Source organism: Halanaerobium hydrogeniformans, from assembly GCF_000166415.1.
GTDB lineage: Bacteria > Bacillota > Halanaerobiia > Halanaerobiales > Halanaerobiaceae > Halanaerobium > Halanaerobium hydrogeniformans.
This window is the reverse complement of the sequence record NC_014654.1, coordinates 898,257-920,415: the sequence shown is the minus strand read 5'-3', so window position 1 is coordinate 920,415 and position 22,159 is coordinate 898,257. Positions and strand designations below refer to the sequence as shown.

At 36.0% G+C, this 22,159-nt stretch carries 19 protein-coding genes; 1 reads left to right on the top strand and 18 read right to left on the bottom strand.

Annotation, left to right across the window (positions count from 1 at the left end; all coding sequences use genetic code 11):
• The first annotated feature begins 186 nt into the window (after positions 1-186).
• On the top strand, positions 187-1,995 hold the full coding sequence (locus HALSA_RS04045; protein WP_083789302.1) for a S8 family serine peptidase: 1,809 nt from the start codon (positions 187-189) through the stop codon (positions 1,993-1,995).
• Between the two features lie 92 nt (positions 1,996-2,087).
• Here HALSA_RS04045 and hcp read toward each other — a convergent pair whose 3' ends face one another.
• From hcp to HALSA_RS03955, 18 genes are all read right to left on the bottom strand, one after another.
• The gene (gene hcp / locus HALSA_RS04040; protein ID WP_187323469.1) at positions 2,088-3,752 is read right to left on the bottom strand and encodes a hydroxylamine reductase; all 1,665 of its coding nucleotides are present in this window, start codon (positions 3,750-3,752) and stop codon (positions 2,088-2,090) included.
• Positions 3,753-3,998: 246 nt separating this feature from the next.
• Entirely contained in the window at positions 3,999-4,487 is a 489-nt protein-coding gene (locus tag HALSA_RS04035; protein WP_013405338.1) for a ferritin family protein, read from the bottom strand.
• A 60-nt stretch (positions 4,488-4,547) separates the two neighbouring features.
• Positions 4,548-5,399, bottom strand: coding sequence for a thiamine pyrophosphate-dependent enzyme (locus HALSA_RS04030; RefSeq protein WP_013405337.1), 852 nt, complete (start codon positions 5,397-5,399; stop codon positions 4,548-4,550).
• The gene (locus tag HALSA_RS04025) at positions 5,399-7,072 is read right to left on the bottom strand and encodes a 2-oxoacid:acceptor oxidoreductase subunit alpha (RefSeq protein WP_013405336.1); all 1,674 of its coding nucleotides are present in this window, start codon (positions 7,070-7,072) and stop codon (positions 5,399-5,401) included. Before HALSA_RS04025 ends, HALSA_RS04030 begins: the two co-directional genes overlap by 1 nt.
• Positions 7,073-7,223: 151 nt before the next feature.
• Complete coding sequence (wecB, locus tag HALSA_RS04020; RefSeq protein ID WP_013405335.1) at positions 7,224-8,372, bottom strand: non-hydrolyzing UDP-N-acetylglucosamine 2-epimerase; 1,149 nt, start codon at positions 8,370-8,372, stop codon at positions 7,224-7,226.
• Positions 8,373-8,408: 36 nt separating this feature from the next.
• A complete protein-coding gene (locus HALSA_RS04015) occupies positions 8,409-9,182 on the bottom strand; it encodes a TIGR03915 family putative DNA repair protein (protein ID WP_013405334.1) in 774 nt (257 codons plus the stop codon).
• A gap of 122 nt (positions 9,183-9,304) precedes the next feature.
• Complete coding sequence (locus HALSA_RS04010; RefSeq protein ID WP_013405333.1) at positions 9,305-10,552, bottom strand: putative DNA modification/repair radical SAM protein; 1,248 nt, start codon at positions 10,550-10,552, stop codon at positions 9,305-9,307.
• A gap of 211 nt (positions 10,553-10,763) precedes the next feature.
• Positions 10,764-11,888 (bottom strand): ATP-NAD kinase family protein, encoded by a 1,125-nt coding sequence (locus tag HALSA_RS04005; RefSeq protein ID WP_013405332.1) that lies wholly within the window; start codon positions 11,886-11,888, stop codon positions 10,764-10,766.
• Between the two features lie 28 nt (positions 11,889-11,916).
• Complete coding sequence (gene gcvPB / locus HALSA_RS04000) at positions 11,917-13,491, bottom strand: aminomethyl-transferring glycine dehydrogenase subunit GcvPB (RefSeq protein WP_013405331.1); 1,575 nt, start codon at positions 13,489-13,491, stop codon at positions 11,917-11,919.
• Between the two features lie 21 nt (positions 13,492-13,512).
• Positions 13,513-14,904, bottom strand: a complete 1,392-nt coding sequence (gcvPA, locus tag HALSA_RS03995) for an aminomethyl-transferring glycine dehydrogenase subunit GcvPA (protein WP_041595953.1) — start codon at positions 14,902-14,904, stop codon at positions 13,513-13,515.
• An 87-nt stretch (positions 14,905-14,991) separates the two neighbouring features.
• Entirely contained in the window at positions 14,992-15,714 is a 723-nt protein-coding gene (locus HALSA_RS03990; protein WP_013405329.1) for a radical SAM protein, read from the bottom strand.
• 128 nt (positions 15,715-15,842) lie between these two features.
• Positions 15,843-16,643: a family 1 encapsulin nanocompartment shell protein gene (locus HALSA_RS03985; protein WP_013405328.1), complete on the bottom strand. Its 801-nt coding sequence runs from the start codon at positions 16,641-16,643 to the stop codon at positions 15,843-15,845.
• Positions 16,643-17,014 (bottom strand): encapsulin-associated ferritin-like protein, encoded by a 372-nt coding sequence (locus tag HALSA_RS03980; RefSeq protein ID WP_013405327.1) that lies wholly within the window; start codon positions 17,012-17,014, stop codon positions 16,643-16,645. The genes HALSA_RS03985 and HALSA_RS03980 overlap by 1 nt, the downstream gene beginning before the upstream one ends.
• Positions 17,015-17,213: 199 nt before the next feature.
• A complete protein-coding gene (gene lpdA, locus HALSA_RS03975; RefSeq protein ID WP_013405326.1) occupies positions 17,214-18,611 on the bottom strand; it encodes a dihydrolipoyl dehydrogenase in 1,398 nt (465 codons plus the stop codon).
• Between the two features lie 22 nt (positions 18,612-18,633).
• Complete coding sequence (locus tag HALSA_RS03970) at positions 18,634-19,674, bottom strand: bifunctional lysylphosphatidylglycerol flippase/synthetase MprF (RefSeq protein ID WP_013405325.1); 1,041 nt, start codon at positions 19,672-19,674, stop codon at positions 18,634-18,636.
• 15 nt (positions 19,675-19,689) lie between these two features.
• Positions 19,690-20,472, bottom strand: coding sequence for an ABC transporter ATP-binding protein (locus HALSA_RS03965; RefSeq protein WP_013405324.1), 783 nt, complete (start codon positions 20,470-20,472; stop codon positions 19,690-19,692).
• A complete protein-coding gene (locus HALSA_RS03960; RefSeq protein ID WP_013405323.1) occupies positions 20,465-21,217 on the bottom strand; it encodes an ABC transporter permease in 753 nt (250 codons plus the stop codon). Before HALSA_RS03960 ends, HALSA_RS03965 begins: the two co-directional genes overlap by 8 nt.
• Positions 21,198-22,157 (bottom strand): ABC transporter substrate-binding protein, encoded by a 960-nt coding sequence (locus HALSA_RS03955; protein ID WP_013405322.1) that lies wholly within the window; start codon positions 22,155-22,157, stop codon positions 21,198-21,200. Before HALSA_RS03955 ends, HALSA_RS03960 begins: the two co-directional genes overlap by 20 nt.
• Positions 22,158-22,159 lie beyond the last annotated feature (2 nt).

The following is a 22,159-nucleotide window of genomic DNA, read 5'->3' as shown; positions in this document are numbered from 1 at the left end:
AATCATCCTTTTATATAATAATATTTTCTTTCAATTTTAATGGCCTTAACTATTGGATTAGCTTCAATGAAAGCTCAACAATTTCTTTTAATTATATCACTGCATTAATAAACGTGCAAGAATTCACAAACATATATTAACTTTAATTTAATTTAATTCCCCCAGCTGTGATATAATATTATTTAAATAGAACAAAACTTTTTTAGAAGGGAGGGGCTGAGGATCAAAAAATATTTCTTTATTGCTTTAATAGCTTTATTAATATTTTTAATTGCTTTTCATATTTCTGAAGAAATTCCACAAAATGCTGATACTATTATCTTTATAATTGATTCTCAAATAGATCAGGCCTATTTACAATCTCCCCTGGCAAAAATAACAGCAGACAGCTCTCATGGAAGTAAAATAGCGGCCATAATTCGGAATAGATCGAAGGTTCAAATAAAAGCATTAGCCGTAGAAAATGTTTTTGGACAGATTGATCAGGATAAATATCTAGAGGCTTTAGAAGAAGTAAAAAGTTATTCTGAAAATAATCCTGACAAGAATATATTGGTCAATATAAGCCTTGGTTTTTCTGAAAAAGATTCACAGGCAGAAATAATAGAAAAAATGAGCAGCCCTAACCTGCTTATCATCGCTGCTGCAGGCAATAATAATAGTGAGGTAAAAATATATCCGGCCGGTTTTGAAGAAACTATTGCAGTAGCAGCCCTTGAAAATAGCAAAAAGATGGCAGCATCTAATTATGGAGAATATATAGATATTTCTGCACCTGGTGTTTTAGCAGTTAACCAGTATCTTTATCTCCCTTCACTTAACTTAAGTAGAACTATAGTCAGCAGGGGAAGCTCTTTTGCAGCTCCTCAACTTACAGCTTTAATCTCAAAAATGCTGGCTTATAATAATGAGCTAAACCCATTTGAAGCCCTGGAAATCGTTAAAACAACCGCTTCTCCTATCGAAGATGAATTATATCAAAATTCCAAACTGGGTGCAGGTGCTATAAATTCTAACAGAGCATTAAGAGAAGGCAGCCCTTTTTATTTTTATTTAACTCTAATCACTTATACTGCTTTATTCATATTTTCTCTAACCAGCTTAATTATACTCTGGAAAAAGTTTTCCTTTGTTTCTCTTTTTATCTTTACAGCTTTAGCAGTAATTATTATTTTAGCCCAACCCTTTTTAATAATCCTTTACAGGGAATTAGGCTTTAGAATAATATTATTTACAATTTTTATGTTAATCATATTATCACAGTTAGTTAATATATTAGCTTTATATTATTTCAAAAACACTAAAAACCTGAACTTCCTCTTATTTTTGAGCTATTATCTGGGTGAAAAAAAGCAGGAAGAGATAATCAAGCGAATCGTTTTATTACTTAACAGTTCTGCTAAACACTCAGAAGAAATAATTTTTAAAAAGCTAAGTAGAGGTATTAATCCAAAAAAAGATAAAATCAAGCTCAAGATCCTGGCCAGATTAAATAAAGTTCCACTTGAAGAAATCATAAAAAGCTTAAAGAAAAATAAATTGAAAGCCTATTTTATAGGAGAAGAATTAAATAAAACAGAAAGAAATTATACTGATAGAGCAGTTCTCACAGCTGAGCTTATCTATTATCTGCTTAATAAAGATTATAAAAAGCAGGAACTTACAGCTCAGATAATAGGCTCATACCAGGATGAGCTGCTCTTGATCCCTTTAAAAAATATTTTAAAAAAGAGCTCTGCAATAATTAATAATAATCATAGCCTCTATTTTATTCTGGAAATTCTAAGAGATTTTGGGTTTAAAGCTGCAGACTTTTCTCAACTTCTCCGGCAAATATTTCAGGCTAGTGATGACAACTGGCTCAAATATTATTTATTACAGGCCTATAAAGAACTGGGTAAAGAAGATAATGATTATCAGCAATTTTTAAATAAAAATAAACAAAAATTAAAAGAACCTGCCCTTTTAGCCTTAGAAAACAAAGAAGAAATCTAAAAAACCTAGACATTGTGAAAGACCTGCCATCACGGCAGGTCTCTACTTATCTAAGGGTATACAATTAGCTGTTTTAAATATCTATTTTTAAATTACTCTCCTGCCATAATAGCAGCAACATCAGATTCTGCATCAGTAGTTGGCTTGATATCAAATTTATCAACCAGTACATTTAATACATTTTCTGAAACAAAGGCTGGTAAGGTGGGTCCTAAGCGGATTCCTTTAACCCCCAGTGAAAGCAGAGCAAGTAATACTGCTACAGCTTTTTGCTCATACCAGGCGATATCATAAGAAATAGGTAGTTCATTTATATCATCAAGGTCTAAAGCTTCTTTAAGCTGTAAGGCAATATAAGCTAAGGAATAAGAGTCATTACACTGACCTGCATCTAGAACTCTAGGAATTCCACCAATATCTCCTAAATCTAATTTGTTATAGCGGTATTTTGCACAACCAGCAGTTAAGATTACAGCATCCTCTGGTAGTTCTTTAGCTACATCTGTAAAATAATCTCTGGATTTAAAGCGGCCATCACAACCACCCATCACAACAAAACGGCTGATATCTCCATTTTCTACAGCTTCGATAACTTTATCGGCAACACTCATTACCGTATTACGAGCATAACCACCTGGAATTGTACCTTCTTCAAGCTGAACTGGAGAATCACATGTTTTAGCTAATTCGATTATTTCAGAAAAGTCCTTACTTCCACCTTCTTCACGATCAGGAATATGAGTTACACCCGGATAACCCGCCATACCTGTAGTAAAGATTCTGTCTTTGTAAGAATCTTTAACCGGTGTTATACAGTTAGTAGTCATCAAAATCGGACCATTAAACTGCTCGAATTCTTTATCCTGTTTCCACCATGAATTACCATAGTTACCTACAAAGTGATCATATTTTTTGAAAGCTGGATAGGAATTAGCCGGCAGCATTTCACTGTGAGTATAAACATCTACTCCAGTACCTTCTGTCTGCTCTAATAATTCTTCCATATCTTTTAGATCATGACCACTGATTAAAATACCAGGATTATCATTTACACCGATATTAACCTCTGTAGGCTCAGGGTGACCATAGGTAGAAGTATTAGCCTCATCAAGTAGAGCCATTGTTTCTACGGCCTTTTCACCTGTTTCCATAACCAGACCTACCAGTTCATCAACACTTAAGCTATCATCTGTAGTTGCAGCAAGTACTTTTTGAGTGAATCTATCAATTTCTTCCTTATGTTTTCCTAATACTCTGGCATGATCTCCATAAGCTGCAATACCTTTTAGACCATAGGTAGCAAGCTCTCTTAAAGATCTTAGATCAACATCATCTGTTTCTAGAACTCCTACACCTTCACCTTTAGTGTAATATTCATCAACTTCTTCTGCTGTCCAGACAGCATGTTCAGGTAGTTCACCATCAAATTCTTCACCATGATTTTTTTGATAAGCCTTTTCAAACTCTGCTTTTACTTCATCTCTTAAGGAAAAAGCCTCAACAATTAAATCTTCAAAGCGCTTGGCATCAAAGTTAGCATTGGTAATCGTTGCAAATAAACCCTCCATGATAAATGGTGCTGTTTTTGCTGAAAGATCTATCCCTTCTTCTTTTGCCTTTTCTGCATAAACTGAAACACCTTTTAAAACAAATATCAATAGATCCTGAAGATTAGCTACATCTGCATCTTTTCCACAGACACCTCGAACTGTACAGCCCTCGTTTTTAGCTGTCTCCTGACACTGATAACAAAACATGGACATAATTATTCCTCCTCTTTTTAATAAATAAAACTGCTGATATTATTTCTTTTTTAAACAACAGCATGATAATTAAAAATAAATATAAGCATTTAACTCAAGTATAATTATATCCTTTTAAATTACTTCTTCTATGATATATATCACAAAAAACACCTATATCCAGAAAATTGATAAATTTTTAACCAGATACAGGTGTTTTGCTTGTTTATATATTATTATAACATATTTAAACTGAGATTATTAATATTCATCCAGATGATACCATTCTGCATCTTCTAACCAGGTATTTGGACGATTAACCATTTCAGTTATATTTCTCATGATCTTTTCGTGTTTCTTTTCTTCTTCTGCCAGACGTTCAAAAGCTGCTTTTGTTTCAGGATCTGTTGCTTTTTCTGCCTGCTCAGTATAAAACTCGATACTTTTTTCTTCAACAGCAATTGCTTTCCGATACACATCTACCTGTTCAGTGTCGAAAATTTCGTTTTCAGGCAGATCTTTAGAAATCGCTTCAAATGCCTCTTTAGCTTTTGGTAAAATATCTGATTCTACTGAATCAAGTTCTTTGTTATCACGCATTTGTCTGATTATATTTTCATGTTTGCGTTCTTCATCAGCAAGATTTAAAAATACACTTTTTAGTGAAGTATGGCTGCACTTTTCAGCAAATTCCTCGTAAAAAGCTCGATTTTCCTGTTCAAAATTAATCGCAAATTCATAAATATCCATTTTTTGGCCTCCTTTGATTTTGAGCAATCAAGTCAAATAGTAAATATTATCAGCTTGAATTTATTTAAACTCGTCAATTAAAAACTTCAATTCTTCAACCTTGGGTCTTCTATCAACCAGTGCTTTATCTTTAAGATAAGGAATTCTATCCCTAAAGCTTGGTTTTTCTTCCTGATAGATGATCCCGATAGGAATCTTATCTCCAAACTCATCTGCCAACTTAACAGCTGCCTCATAATCACCGGGATCATGGTCTTCTAATTTATAGACCCGCTTATTGTACCACTGATAGGTATTAATCTTGTTAAAAGATACACAGGGTTGAAAAATATCTATTAAAGCATAGCCTTTATGAGCTTTAGCTGCTTTAATCATTTCTTTAAGGTGCTCCCTATCCCCTACTGTACTCCGGGCCACAAAGCTGGCTTTCATACCAACTGCAAAGCGAACTGGATTAAAAGGTTCTGCATTAACTCCATGGGTCTGAACTCCGGTTTTAATTTCTGGCCCACTGGTTGGAGAGGCCTGGCCTTTGGTAAGTCCATAAATCTGATTATCATGAACAAGGTGAATAATATCAAGATTTCGTCTGATATTATGGAGTATATGATTACCACCTTCACCATAACTACAGCCATCACCAGATTCTACTATTACAGTCATTTCTGGATTTGCAACCTTCATAGCCACTGCAGGTGGTAATGAACGCCCATGAAGACCGTTAAAACCATTAACTTTTATATAATGAGGCATTTTTGCAGCCTGGCCGATTCCAGTATACATAGTAATCTCTTCTGGCTTTAAATCCATTTCAGCCAGAGATTCTGCTAGAGCGGTTCTGAGAGGAAAGTTACCACAGCCTGGACACCAGGCAGTTTCTCTATCTGCTTCATAAGTATTTATATCAGTCATTATTTGCTCACCTCTTCTTTAAATCTTCTCGCTAATTCGCTGCCGGAAAATGGTCTACCATCATATTTTAAAATATTATAATCAGCCTTAATACCGGTCTCAGATCTCAGCAGTTTTGCAAATTGAGCTGTACTATTATTCTCTACAATCACTAATTCAGCTTCAGCTGCTTTTTCTTTTATCATTTTCTCCGGTAATGGCCAGACATCATTAAAGCAAAGCTGCCCTACCTTAAATTCATCAGCAAGTAATTTTCTTGCTTCTTTAGTTGGACCAGCTGTAGAACCCCAATTAACTATTATATATTCAGGATCTTCAGGACCAAAATATTCTGCATCTAAGAGATCTTCTTCTTTTAGTTTTTCCATTTTTCTGGCCCGTTTTTCAACCATCTTATTTCTTGTTTCACCATCTTCAACTATATGAGCAAATTCGTCATGCTCATCACTGTCTAGTAAAACAATCTGATCTTTTAACTGACCTGGATAAGCTCGTGGTGAGATACCATCTTCAGTATATTTATAGCGCTTATATTCTCCTTCAACTTCTGTTTCATCCATAAGATATCTATTGATCTCTAATCCACTAGTATCTATTTCACTGATAGTTTTAGAAGAATCACCGATAAATTGATCAGATAAAATAATTACTGGAATCTGATATTTATCAGCCAGGTTAAAGGCTCTAAAGGTCTGGTAAACTGCGTCTTCCTGATCCTTAGGAGCAATAACCATTAAAGGAAACTCGTCCTGGGCAATATTTATTGCAAATAATAGGTCGCCCTGTCCTGTTCTTGTCGGTAGGCCTGTTGCTGGCCCTGGTCTCTGTACATCTGCAATTACAATTGGTGTTTCTGTAATACCGGCCAGTCCAACCCCTTCAGCCATCAGTGCTAAACCTCCACCTGAGGTACCAGTCATTGAACGCATACCACTGTATGTGCCACCCAGGGCCATATTGATCGCGGCAATTTCGTCTTCTGCCTGTTCTACAACTATCCCCAGCTCTTCCTGTTTTCCAGCCAGATAAGTTAAAATACCTGTAGATGGTGACATCGGATAAGCCGCATAAAAGCTCAGCCCGGCTAAAGCTGCTCCAAGACCAACTGCACTATTACCATCAATAATCATTCTACCTTCTTTAGCACCTAAATCTTCAAGCTCAAAAACCTCGTTTACTGTTTCATAGCCCTGATCTAATAAGGTGAGATTATCTTCGATTACAGATTCTTTTTTGGCAAAATGTTCTTTTAAAGCAGTTTTTGCCTCTTTTGTAGGAAGTCCCATAATTTTAAAAGCAGCACCTACAAACACCGTGTTTGCTGCTCTGGGGTTTACATCTTTTGCGATTGCTTTTGCATCAATAGTCACAACCTGATCAGAATCGGATTCAAGTGAAGTTAAAATGACTCCTCGCTCACTCATCTCATCCCGATGAACCTCAACGCTTTCTTCATTTAATGCGACCAGCAAATCTATTCCTTCTGCTGGACCTTCAACCTTTTCATCACTTATTCTGACCTGCATAAAGTTATGGCCACCTCTGATTCTTGACATATAATCTTTGGTGCTGAATAAGTAATATCCGTGCCTGGAAAAAGTTTTTGTTAAAAGTGATTCTACGGTTTTTAAACCCTGTCCTGCTTCTCCAGCAATTACAATATTAAAATCCAATCTTATTACCTCCTCTTCTCAACTTCTAATTAATAAATTTTCTTAATAATTATTCTTGCTAATATAATTTATTCCATAAGCCTTCTCTAAATCCTTCCTATTAAATCCATTTTTTTTAGTTCGTTTGGATAGCAAAGAGATAAGAAAAGAATTAACCCTTAAAATCAGCTGCTCTTTCTTGGCTGAAAGCAAAATAATAATCTAAGGCTTTAATGATCCTTTCAGAAGCTTTTCCATCCCCATAAGGATTAACTGCAGCAGCCCTTCTTTTATATTCAGCCTCATCTTTTAATAATTTAAGGCTCTGCTGATAAATAGCCTGATATTCAGTACCTACCTTGATTACAGTTCCAGCCTCAAGTGCTTCTGGCCTTTCGGTAGTATCTCTTAAAACCAAAACAGGTTTAGCCAAAGAGGGAGCTTCTTCCTGAATACCTCCAGAATCTGTTAAAATTATTTTAGAACGGGCCATTAAATTTACAAAAGGCAGATAATCAAGTGGCTCTATCAGATGAATCTGAGAATTATCGCCCAGCATTTTTTTGCTCAATTCTCTGATTAAAGGATTGAGATGAACAGGAAATACCACCTCTAAATCAGGGAGCTCTGCTGTTAGATCTCTGACAGCCCTAAAAATATTTTCCATCGGTTCCCCTAAATTCTCACGGCGGTGGGCAGTAAGGAGCAGCACATCCTTTTTCTCAAAGTCAATTTCTTTTAATACTGGATTCTGAAAGCTATAATTTTTATCGACCACAGAAAAAAGAGCATCAATAACCGTATTTCCTGTTATGTAAATCTTATCTTTTTCGATATTCTCACTAAGTAAATTTTCTGCTGCCTTTTTGGTTGGTGCAAAATGAAGATCGGCTAAGACTCCTGTTAGTTGACGGTTCATTTCTTCTGGAAAAGGTGAATACTTGACATGTGTTCTGAGTCCAGCCTCAACATGAGCTACACTGATCTGCTGATAAAAAGCAGCTAAAGCACTGACAAAAGTTGTTGAGGTATCTCCATGAACCAGTAATAGATCGGGTTTTTCTTTTTTCAAAACATCAGCCAATTTATTGATTATTCTTGCTGTAAGTTCATTTAAAGTCTGTTTTGGCTGCATGATGTCCAGATCATAATCTGCTTTTAAGGCGAAAAGATTTAGAACCTGATCAAGCATTTCTCTGTGCTGAGCTGTTACAGTGATTGTTAGCTCATAATTTTTTTCATTCTCTAACTTTTTTAATAATGGGGCCATCTTAATAGCCTCCGGCCTGGTGCCAAAGACAGCCATTATCTTCTTTTTCATTTTAAAATCATCCTAATTTATAATATTTTATAATATTCATTTATTGCTATCCCTGCTGCTGCCAGGTTTTTCAACTAAATATCCCCAGTATTTTTTAGGCATAAACTGACTCTGCAGCTTAGGATTATAACGGTTTTTAATACTAACTGCTGAAAAAAATGATTTCCATAAATCCTGGACCATATCTTCTTGTTCTGAATATTGTGGTTCAAAATCAGCCTCCAGCTCGATTAGAAGCCATTCCCCGCTTTCTGCAGAATAAATAACGGCTTTTTCTCTTTTTTTATCATGGATAAGCCAATCCTGAATAGAAAACCTATCTTTAAAATGGGGTGCCAGCAAAATCAAGATGTCATGGTCTGGCTCAACTGCCCCATAATATTTATTTCCCTGAGCTTCCCGAAAACGAATTAGTCCTTTAAACCTATGACTTTCTCTCCTAACTTTTTTGGCTGCTTCCTGTACCTTGATTACCGCAGTAGTGCTTAAAAATTCATCGATTTTTTCCCCTTTTTTAAAACCCAAAAAAAGGTAACGAAAAATATAATCTTCAATGGACTCTATTTCAGAGAGATAAGCAGCAAATACATTTTTTAAACTTGCTGAAGAAATATGTTCTTTTATATTTTCCATTAATAGAGCAGCTTTTTCTTCAGAGCTTTTAATAATTGTCTTCTTATAAAAGAGATCTTCTCTAAAATCAGCTGCTTTAACAATTTTGACAGGCATTATTTTCCTTTTAAAAGCAGTGTATAAAGCTGTTAATAAACCCTGGTAGCTGCCATCATAAATAAAAATTTCTTTTTTCATAGTATATTTCTCCATTTTCTGCTTTTAAGTTATTTATTTGAAATTAATTTTCAACCATAGCTTATTATATAATATTTTTTATATAAAGTAGGTAAATAATTTAACAAAGCTGAAACTTAACTCTATTTATTACCCTGATTTGAAAATAAAGAAAGCTGTTTGGCTTCTTTTTCAACTAAACGCTGATAAATAATTTCTGAATCAAAGGGAACAGCAGCTGCATATTTGCCATCACAGGTAATAAAAAAATTAGCTCTTTTTAGTACTATTCTCATTTTTTTAAGATTGTAGTGATTTAATTTTTTCTCTTTTCTGGCTTTGACTATCTTAGCCGCCGAACGTGGCCCAATCCCCGGCACCCTCAAAAGCATCTGATAATCTGCGGTGTTTACCTCTACCGGGAATTTATCTAAATTATTAAGTGCCCAATCAGCTTTAGGATCAAGCTTTAAATCAAGATTTTCTCTAGCAAGATTAAGCAGTTCATCAGCTTTAAATCCATAAAATCTCAAGAGCCAGTCTGCCTGATAAAGCCTGTGTTCTCTTTTAAGAGGTGGACTGCTGTTTAAAGCAGGTAATAAAGAAGAATTAGAAACAGGTAGATAGGCAGAATAATATACTCTTTTTAAGTTGAATTTATTATATAAACCTTCAGCTAAATTAATGATGGTTCTATCTGATTCCGGGCTTGCTCCCACTATTAGCTGGGTTGAATGACCTGCAGGAACAAATTTCTCTTTTTGCTTTTTATATTTTTTGCGCTCGACTAAATTATTTTCTATTTCAGTGCCGATATTCTGCATCGGTTTTAAAATTGCAGCTTTTTCTTTCTGAGGTGCTAATTTTTTTAAACTTTTTTCACTGGGTAGTTCAATATTAACGCTCATCCTATCTGTCAGCAGACCTGCCTGATAAATAAGTTTAAAATCTGCTCCTGGAATAGCCTTTAAATGGAGATAACCCTGGTAATTATATTTATTCCTCAGCAGTCTGGCAGTTTCCAGCAGCTGTTCCATGGTCCAGTCCGGACTTTTTGTGACAGCTGAACTTAAAAAAAGGCCTTCAATATAATTGCGCTTATAAAAATCAATGGTTAATTTAGCTACTTCCTCTGGAGTAAAGGTGGCCCTTTTTCTATCAACACTGGACCTGTTAGCACAGTACTGGCAGTCATAAATACAGTAGTTGCTGAATAATATTTTTAAGAGGGAAATACAGCGTCCATCATCAGACCAGCTGTGACAGATACCTGAGGCTTTAGTATTACCAAGACTATTTTTCCCACCCCGATTACTGCTGCCACTGGAAGAACAGGAAACATCATATTTAGCTGCATCACTTAAAATTTCAAGTTTTTCTTCTAGTTCCATGTTAAATCCTTCTTTCTCCATAATTTTAAAAATGTATTAAGAATAAAGAAAAGCTTATTGCCTGGTTAAATTACATTTCAGACGGCTTAAATATGCAGAACTATCTCTACTCTTTTATTTATTTTATCATATTCAAGCTTGTTGCACAAACATGTGTTTTTAATTAGCATTTTAAAAAAGAAACCCCTTTTAAAAAAGGGGTTGAAGTCACTTATTCAGCTTTTTGCATCATAAAGTCCTGATGACCGATCACAACTTTATAATAACCAGCTAATTTTTTATTTAAGGCTGGCTCAGGAGTATCTATCAAGAGAGGACCATTTAAAGCGCTCAGCTTATTTCTGGTTGCAGCAACAATAATATTTTTTTTGCCAACTTTTTTCAGTACCTTTTCGCTAAACTGCTGATTACCTCTGCCGAAGATATATCCCTGACCACCAATTGCAGTTACTATTATTTTAGCCTCAGGATATTGTTCTAATAAATCTAGAATATCAGCTTCTCTAAGATCCAGAGCTAGCAGTTCTTTATTTGCAACCGCATCAACTCCTAATAGTGAGTATTCTAGACCTAATTTCTGCATGATCGGTCTGGTTGTGGTACCAGGACCAACTAAATAAAGGCAGTCTTTTTTCATAGTTTCTATTATTCCTGCAGCGATGGCTTCTGCTGCCCTTTCTTCACTATCTGCACTACCTGATTTTAAATTCTGCCTTAATCTTCTTTCTACTGGAACTTTTAAATATCCGTAGAGTTTAGCAGTTACCCTGCCTTTTCTAAATTCTTTTTCATCTATATCCATAACTTCTGCTTCTTCGGTAGCAGAAATCTCCCCTTCAATAAATCGAGCCGCAATAATCCCGGCATTCTTAGGAGTGGTTGCATATACTGCAGAATGAATTTTTACTCCTGCAGGAATACCAAGGGCTGGTAGATCAAGATTTAAAGCATCATAAACATCCCTGGCCGTACCATCTCCACCTGCAAAAAGCAGTAAATCCACCTGGTACTTTTCTTTCATTAATCTGGCCGCCCTTTTGGTGTCTTCTGCAGTAGTATTATCTTTCTCTATAGAACCTATCACCTGATAGCTGAGACCGGAATTTTTGAGCAGTTCCTCCCCCATTAAATGGGGGAAGGTTATCAGCTCGACTTCAGCTTCTTTTTTTAATTCTTCTTTTAGGCTTTTTAGAGCCATTTCTGCTTTTTGGGGTGATTCCTGTTCTGCTCCAAGTTCTTTAGCTTTTTTTACAATGTTTTTTCCATCTGTTCCTTTAAGGGCGACTTTTCCGCCCATTCCGGCAATAGGATTTACTATAAACCCCACTTTTTTCATAAATTACACCATCCATTCTTTATTATAATTAATCAGCATGAATTTTATCTTTTTTCTTCTGATATGCTCTCCAGGTTAAAGCCCATCTTTCTGGATCATCAAGCATATTATCGTCTTTTCTTTTCCTGGATGCTGCTTTATGAGGTGCATTTTTAACCAGTTCAGGATCCTGATATGCTTCTTCTGCAATTCTTTTTAGCACCTTAATATATTCATCAAGATCATCTTTAGAATAGCTTTCACATGGTTCAAGTGTCATTGGCTCTGGAATCAACCATGGTTCATGACTTGTCCAGTAATGCTGAATACCAAAGTCTGCTATTCTTCTTTCGATGGCAAGGGTATCAACCCCTGTATCATCTGTCAGTTCTTCCCAGGTATATCTTACCTGTTCCTGACGGATCAATCCATTATCACGATAACAATAGGATAGTCCTTTAACCTCTTCAACCAGGTTCCTATAAAGATAATTGTTGTTAATAACTGATATATCGGCAGTTTCTCTTAGACCTTCTTCGCCCATTGCCATTACCCAGGCATATGCCCTGACAATTACCCCTGCAGTACCATAAAAATCTCTAACCTTACCGATACTGTGAGGGCGGTCATAATCAAGATAATATTTATCACCATCATGCTCAACGGTTGGTACCGGTAAATATTTGGCCAGTTTTTCTTTACAGCAAAAGGCTCCATTACCAGGTCCAGAACCACCATGAGGAGTACCAAAGGTTTTATGCACATTAAAGTGACACATATCAAAGCCAGCCTCTCTAGCTCTGGCAACACCTAAAAATGCATTGGCATTTGCCTGATCATAAAAACACAAGCCTCCAGCTTCATGAACTATTTCTACAAATTTATCTACCTTAGGATTATATAAACCAATATCTTCAGGGTTGGTCATAAATATTGCAGCTGTTCTTTCCGAAACAGCTTCTTTTAAAGCCTCGATATCAGGTAAGCCCTGTTCATCAGGCTGTAGGGTTATCACCTTAAAACCGGCTGTTTTTGGTGTAGCTGCATCACAGGGATGTGAGAAAATAGTTGTAATAATCTCATCTCTCTGGTCAAGCTCACCTTTTTCTTCCCAGTATTTTCTAACAATAGAGGCAGCTGTGTAAACAGCATGGTTTCCACCACCGGGCTGTAAGGTTGCTTTATCAAGACCTGAAACCTCTTTGACTATGTTTTCGAACTCAGAATATATTTCTAAAATACCCTGAACAGTTTCTTCACTCTGTTCTGGATGCAGCAGTGAAAAATCAGTATTTTCTACCAGTTCTTCGTTAATACGTGGATTATATTTCATAGTACAGGTACCTTCACTAATATCATTAGTCAGGTTAGAGCCCATCGTTTCCTGGGCTAAATGGGTCCAGTGCATTAAAACATGTTTTTGTGAAACCTCTGGTAAATTAGGCTCTTTTTTTCTTCTCAAACTGTCTGGAATTTTTGCCATTACATCTCCTGCACTATCCTTTATTTTCTGATCTGGCTCAGGAACAAGTATTCCCCTGACACCAGGAGTAGACATCTCATAAATGATCGGTTCATCCCAATCTGCCTGATGAAAATTTTCTCTAAAAATTGTTTTTCCCACTTTTCTTCCTCCTTCATTAACTTAATATTTTTCGATAATCATTTCTATACTATTGATCAGTTTATTAATATCATATCTGTCATGAACTTCTGTAAAGCAAAAGAGGGCACAATTTTCATACTCTTCCATTTTTTCTCCTAGATCAATTCCCCCAAATATATTCTCTTCTTCTAGGAGCTGATTGATCTCTTTTACACTTTTATTACATCCTGAAAAATCAACTACAAACTCTTTAAATGAAGGAGTTTTAATCGGGACTGAAACACCTTCTATTTCAGCAAATTTCTTTTTAGCATATTCACAGCGCTGCATAATTCCTTCCCCAAGTTCTATTAAACCTTTTGGTCCAACTAGAGCCAGGTAAACCCCTGCAACTATCCCGTAAAGGGCTGTACTTGTACCAATAAAATCTTTACCTTTTTCGCGTTGTGCATAAGATGTTCTTTCAAAGGCAACATGACCAAAACCATATTCTCCTTCTTCAACAGTAGGTGTTATTCCAAAGAGCAGAGATGGATATTCTCCAACATATTTTTCTTCATCTGGTGAGGCTATAAAACCTGACAGGGCTCCTCCCCACTTCATATTTAAACCAAAGGGTTGTAGTTCTCCACAGACCATATCTGCTCCATAATTTGCAGGTGCTTCTAATACACCTAGTGAGCTGGGATCAACTCCGACAATAAACTCGGCTCCATGCTGATGAGTAAGTTCGCCGATCTTTTGAGCAGAAATTTCTAAATAACCCAGATAATTAGGATTTTCTATATAAACCGAACTTACTTGATCAGATAGTTTAGCTTGCAAATCATCAAGATTGATTAAAGCTGTATCTTGATCAAAATCAACTTCTGTAACCTTGATATCAGGTTTACAGTAGTTTAAAACAACTTTTTTACGGCTGGGACTCATTGAAGCTGGAATTAAGACCTCTTTCCGACCATTAATCCGAGAAGCCATTCTAATACTTCTCACGATAGCATTAGACCAATCATAAGTTGGAGTATTAACCGCATCCAGCTCAACTAATTCTCCGATCATACTTGCAGTTTCAAATAAGGCCTGAAATTTGCCGTGATCTGCATAAGCATCACCTACATAAGCGGTTAAAAACTCATCCCTTCCGGCAATAGTTCTACAGACCGAAGGAACATAATGCTGCCAGACTCCTCCTCCTTTGAAATTTAAATTATTTTGAGCACTTTCGTTTTTACTCAATATTCTTTCAACATGTTTTTTTAGCTCATATTCTGATAATTTGGGCTCAGGAATATTTAGTTTGCCATCAAATCTTAGATGATCAGGAATCTCTTTAAAAATGTCTTCTACATCTGAAAGGCCTATGTCTTCTAAAAGCTCTGCTTTAATTTCCTCAACTGAATTTGGTATATATGGAAACGCTCTTTTAGCCAATTTCTTTTCCTCCCCTTTAATATTATCGTCTTTTACAATTATCAAAGTTTGAGCTCCAGTGCTCGTTAAATTCACCTCCCTTAAGATTTAATAGCCTGCCACAATTTCTACATTATCTCCTAAAAAATCAGCAATTTCTCTTAATCTATCTTTGCTCATTTTTTCTAGCCAGTTTTCAGCACCAGGTCGGTCCAGACTGTTTAGTTGAATTTTATCAGCCTTGATCGTTTGAACAGCCTTTTTAAAGAGCTCCAATTCTTCCTGATGATCATTAATCCCGGGCAGCAAAAATATTTCTAACCACATTTTTGCCTTAAGTTCTTTTTTAGCTTTAGCAATATTAGTAATGATCTTATCAATTTCAACTGTTTTATGGGGACGATTAATTTTTTTAAAAGTATTTTCAGAAACAGCATCTAAAGAAGGTACAATTAAATCTAAATTTTTAAGCTCAGGCATTATTTCTGCAGTTATTAGAGAACTGTTTGTCAGCAGAGCCTGTTTATACCGGGGGAAATTTTCCTTTAAATAAGCAGATATCCTGCCAAAATATTTATGTAATAATGGTTCTCCACAGCCGGAAAAACTTATGTAATTTAATTTAGGTCCTGCTGCTAAAAAATCTTTGAGCTCATTTGTAACTTCTTTATATGCAACATATTCTTTTCTTTCTACTGTGAGTTGATCGGTCCTACCCCGTTCACAATATACACAGTTAAAAGAACAAACTTTAGCTCCTAATAAATCCACCCCCAATGAGAGCCCTAACCTTCTTGAATTTACTGGACCATAAATATATTGATAACCCATTATCATCCCCCAATTCAAATGATTCCATAATTTGTTTTATTTTGAATTTTCTGATTTTTTAAAGAGCAAAGAAAATACCGCCTCCACCATAGCAGACGGTATTATATTAATTTATATTACAGGGTAGTTTACTTAAGTACAACTGCAGCCTCAGGTCCATTTACCCTAAATGTAAATGTTTCAAGGAAGAATAACTCTACTTTGTCACCTTTTCTTTCTTCAAAACCAAGAGAAATATCCTGACCAACTGTTAATTCGAAATCTCCACCACGTTCAGAGATCAAAAGTCCTCTATTGGCTAGATCTGGCACATAAACTACTCCAGCTGATGCCATTTCCTGTACCTTACGCTTCAGAGGATAGCCTTTATCATCTAATTCATAAAGTAGAGAATAAAGTTCAGGCCCTAAAAGTAGACGCTTATGTCCACCAACACTATTTTCTTCAAAGAGAGATAATGCTTTTAAGAGTCCGGAAATCAGTTCTTTTTCTCCACCTGATACACTAACCTCTTCATAATCTGAAGATTCGATAATACCTTTAATATTAACTTCTTCTAGACCATAGAAAATCGCTTTGTTTTCTGCCTGAGCAATTTTAGAAGCTGCTTCCATTAGAGCATCAGTATCAACATCTTCTGCACCTCTAGCTAGAGCTTCTATCTCACTTAATTCCATTGTAAAAGGAATCTTCAATTCCACCAAAGGCAGAACATCTCTAGTTGCATAACTTACACCTTCAACATCTTGAATTCCAGCATCTGTAAAACGACCAGTATTAATTGAAGATAATTCTAGACCCTTAGGTCCTATAAAATCCACCTCTGATCTTGCTTTTAACTTCTGGTTTAAAACATCGGTTGCTTCTTCATCCAGAAAATACCAGGCTTCATCAGCAAATGGTGCTTTTGAACGTTTTAAAATATCCATTATTCTCCTCCTCTCATATTACCAAGGCCGAGTGATCCATTTGAATTAGAAGCAGGATTCGCTCCTTCTTCACCTTCAGCCATTTCATCTTCTTCTATTTCTGTTATCTTCGCATCTGTGAAAAGGAAAGTTCTAAGCATCTCATCCCAGACCTCACTGTTACGGCGCAGCCATTCTAATCCCATACATGCATGTTCAATTTCTTCGTCCCGGTTATGGGCCACAATTGCCTCTACATCAGGATCATCAGTTGCTACAGCTCTCTGATTGTACCAATCAACAGCTTCTAGTTCCTCAATTACACTTTTGATTATCCGGTGATAATCAATAGCTTCTGGGGTTAATTTGTCTTCTGGTTCATGATAACTCATAAAATTGACCACCCTTTCATTTTTTATTCACTTTGTTTTTAACTACATTAAAAATCTTTTTTAATGATAACAATTATCATATATATTATATATTTTTTTCGAGCTAATGTCAAATAAATCTTAATAGCTATATTAGTTATCAATACTGTTAAATCAGGGATTATAACGGTTTGTTGTGATAAAATTAACGCTTCTCATTTTAGCTCATAAAATGGATTGGACCATCTTTTAAGCCTAAAGCAGCCTCATGAATAACCTCTGCTGTTGTCGGGTGAGCATGGATCGTTTCTATCAGATCTTCTGCTTTTAAACCCAGGTTAACTGCCAGGGTTAATTCTGCAATTAAATCACTGGCTTCTATCCCTATTATTGCTCCACCAATAATTTTTCCTGTTTCTTTTTCTGCTATTATTTTTACCTTACCTTCTCTTTCTCCCATCGCCAGTACCTTACCACTTGCTGCAAAGGGGAAAGCTCCCACTTTATAATCAATTCCTTTTTCTCTGGCTTCTTCTTCTGTTAAGCCCACTGTTCCTATCTCTGGTGAGGTAAAAATTGCACCTGGTACTGCAGTGTAATCTATCTCTTTATCATGACCCATTATATTTTCCACCGCTATTACTCCCTGATGTGAAGCCACATGAGCCAGCAGTACTTTGTCAGTTACATCTCCAACTGCATAAATACCTTCTACATTTGTCTCCAGTTTATTATTAACAACTATTGCTCCTCTTTTTTCTGAAATCTCTACCCCGGCATTAGCTGTTTTTAAACCTTCATGATAGGGTCTGCGGCCAACTGCCATTAAAACCTTCTCACCCTCTATACTCTTTGCTTTGCCTTTTTGTTCAAAGATCACCTCATAACCTGCTGCTGTTTCTTTAATCTCTTTAACCTCTGCCCCTGTTTTAACACTTATCTTCCTTCTTTTAGCAGAACGGTTTAATTCTTTAGCAATTTCTGTATCCACTCCTGTTACAAGCTGATCTAAATATTCTACTACTGTTACATCAACCCCGAAGTTTTGAAAGATAAAGGCAAATTCCATCCCGATTATTCCACCACCAACGATGATCATCGATTCAGGTAGTTCTTTTAAATCAAGTACATCTCTGCTGCTTAAGATCCCAGCTAAATCTGCTCCTGCTATCGGCAGTTTTGAGGGAACAGAACCGGTGGCTATGATGATATTTTCTGCCTCTATTGCAGTAGTCTTTTTACCCACTACCTTCAGATAGTTTTTATCGATAAATGAAGCCTTACCTTCTATTCTCTCAACCCCATTTTTCTTAAGCAGATGATCTATTCCGGCAACCAATCTTTTAACTATTTTATCTTTTCTTTTTACAACAGCCGGGAAATCAACTTCTGCTCCTTCTACTTTTATCCCAAAACTTTCTGCTTCTTTGATATCTGCAAAGAGTTCTGCTGATCTAACAAAGGCTTTAGTGGGTATACACCCCCAGTTTAAACAGGTACCTCCTAAAACTTCTTTTTCTATCAAAACAGTTTTAGCTCCCATCTGTCCAGCCCTAATAGCTGCTACATATCCTCCTGGTCCACTTCCTACAATCGCAATGTCATATTTTTCAGCCATTTTTTCAACTCCTTAATTTAAATTAGTTAGATATAAAACCCTTTTTGAGCATCGGTAGTAAATAATTTTTAAGCACCTTCGGTTTTTTAACCTTTAATAATGCATAAGCAAGTTGGGGAGTAAATCTTTTGGGATAATAAACTAAATATCTTGCTTCCCAATCAGTTGGTGCATATTTCTTTTTGGCATGATGCAGGTTTTTAAAACCATAAAAATAATTCATATTTTCATATATATATTCGAAAATCCTGGTGGTTAACTTGTTTTTAATATCCTCTTCTCTAACATTTACCAGAGGTACAAGCCCCAGGCTTCCCCATTCTGCTCCTTCTTCTTTAAATTGCATAAAAGCTTCATAAACCATTTTTTCAATTACTCCCTGTGGTGCATCAGGCAGCCTTCTAGTAACTTCAGCCAGATAACCCTTTTTGTTTTCATAAGGGATAAATACTACAAAACCTAATAGTTTGCCCTCACTATTTTTTGCCGTAAAATATCTTCTGTCATAAGGTTCTTCAAGCCCAATTCCACCCAGGCTAAACTTAATTTCTCCACCTTTTTTCATTTTAAACCATTCTTTAGATAGTTCTATAATTTCATCTTCTAATTCAGGATCTCTCTTTTCCTTAGGCTTATATTCACCAACCTCGATCCCGGCTTTATTAGCATGATTAATAGCAGCTCTAACCTTTGCCACCTTACCACCTTTAAGATCATAATCAGCCAGTTTAAAAAGGGCTTCTTCTCCATACTTAATATTTTCAAAACCAAATTTTTTATATAATTCCAAAAACTTTTCGGTTGTATTTAAAAAAAGAATAGAATAATTATTTTTTTTAGAAAAAGCAGTGAATTCTGATAAAAGTTCTGCTGCATCTGCTTGAGAAGCAACAATATCTCCAGAAACTACCACCACATCACCAACTGTCGCATATGCTATAACCCCCTCTATCCCTGCAACGAAAAAATGTTTTTTATCACTTTCTAGAACATGATAAGAAATAGGGTTCTGTCCATATTTGCTGACAATTTGATACAAATAGTCCTTTTTATTTTTATCCATTTAAGCACATCCCTGTTAATTCTTTACTTGTAATTCTTTTAATTCATTTTTATCTACCGCAAATTCTGCAACTAAGTCAGTAAATATTGCCATTATCTCTTCTAAGCTTTGATAAAGCTCAGGATCACTTATTTTCCTTTTAGAGCGCTCTTTTTTGATCTGCATCTCTTTTTTTATTCCCGAACCTTCTCCTGCTAAAATATAAATCCTATCTGCCAGCAGAAGAGCCTCTTCTGGGTCATGGGTGATAAAAAACAGGCTGACTCCACTTTCTTTTTGGATTAAGTTAATCATTTTTCTGAGATTATATTTAGTTTTCATGTCCAATGACTTGAGCGGCTCATCTAAAAAAACCAGATCAGCTTTAACCGCAAAAGCTCTGATCAACTCTAAGCGCTGTTTCATTCCCCCGGATAATTCATGAGGGTAGCTATTTTTAAAATTACTTAAACCAGAGAGCTTAAATAAGAGATCACGCAATTTGGCTTCCTTTTCCAGTTGATAATTTTTCTGAACAAAAATTAAATTTTCTTCTGCACTTTTCCAGGGCAAAAGCCTTGGCTCCTGAAAAACATAAGCTAAACGCAGTGAATCTTTTTTAATTATGGCTCCTTCATCAAGTTCTTCTATTCCGGCAGCAGTTCTAAATACGGTTGTTTTACCACTACCTGAGGGACCAAGCAAACAGGTTATTTCCCCTTTATAAACACTTAAATTTAAATCTTTTAAAACTGTTAATTTCCCATAACTTTTTTTAGCATTTTTAAATTCCAGTATTTTTTCTTTTTCTTCAGTCATTTTTCCACCTACTAACCCTGGCCTTTAATTTTTCCAGGAGATAATATTCTACAAAAATCATAAACAGAAGCAAGATTATGGTCCAGGCAAACAATTTATCTGTTGCCAGCATACTATTAGCCCTGCTCAATTGATAACCGATTCCACTGGAAGAACCGATAAACTCTGCAAAAACTGATGACTTCCAGGCAAAGGCAAAAGCTATACTTAAAGCAGAGACAAGGGCAGGAAGTAAAGCTGGGAAATATATTTCTTTAATTATTCTCAATCGGGGAGTAGAATAGGCCTCTGCCATTTCCACCAGCTCTGTATTGAGATCATCTATACCCTGAAAAAGATTAACAAATATAACCGGCATTGAAACAATAAATATCAAAAAAATCGGGGTAAGATCTTCTGCTACTCCAAACCAGATTATAGCCAAGGCGATCCAGACAACAGGTGGAGTAGCCTGAATCATCGTAATTAAAGGTCTAAATGATCTTTTAAAATATTCAAATCTATGCATTAATAAAGCCAGTATTATTCCAACAGCTACAGCCAGACTGTAAGCTATTAAAGTTCTCCTGAGGGTAATCATAAAACTTGAATACAAAATCCCTGTGGCTGCAATTTCATGTAAAGCATTTAAACTCTCCCCGACCGAGGGCAGGATCAGGCTGTTTAAACCAGCAGCTGCCTGCTCCCAGATCAGGATTAGAATAATTAAAACTAAATAAAAGGGTTTAAAAATAGAATTCTTCATCTACCATCTGGCCACCTATCATTTCTGGATACATCTCTAATATTTCAGAGAAGTATAACTCTACAAGAGCTCTGCTTTCAGCTTCAGGATAGATATTTAAATCAACCCTGCTTAAAGACTGCTCGATCACTGGAGCAGGCATGTCAAAATGCTCTGCGGCAAGCTCAGCTGCAGCAGCTGGATTTTCATTTACCCAGTTAACTCCCTGACCGTAATAACCGTTGATGATATTTGTAAACTGGGGGTTCTCTTCTGCAAATTTACCACTTACAAAAAGACCTACAAAAGGAATCCTGGGATCTCCATGAACCTCAGCCCATTCTTCCTGAATATCCATTGACAGTACAGCTTCTTCAGAATTTAGCATTGTCACCGTAACAAGGGGTTCAGGCAAGATTATTGCATCAAGATTACCTGCCATAAAATATTGGGCAGCCCCTGGTAAAGATCTGTAGACAAAGTTGACAGATTCTGGGTCAACAGCATTGGCCTCCAGCAAGTAACGGGCCAAAAAGTCAAGTGGACCTCCCTGTAATGGTAAAGCAAGTGATTTAGATTTAAGTTCCTGCCATTCTTCTATTTCAAAATCATAAGTTAATAAATAGTCGATGGCCCAGGTATTGATATTTAAAAGTTTTAAATCTACTCCTCTATTATAGGCATTTGCTCCAACATTACTGCCTGTAAGCAAAAAGTCTATCTCATTTTGAGCTATTAGTGATATTCCCCGCTGGTGATCTGAGGATAAATTTAAATTGATCTCAAGAGAATCTAAAACTTCAGCTTCTTCCTGCATCCACAAAAATGGAATTGCAGCTGGTACGTTAGGAGCATTAATATTTACTTCTAAAGCTGCTGCCGGATTAAAGGCTGAGAATATAAAGAGCATTAATAAAAGTAGGGTTAGAATTGATAAGCTTTTTATTTTTTTCTTAAGCACTA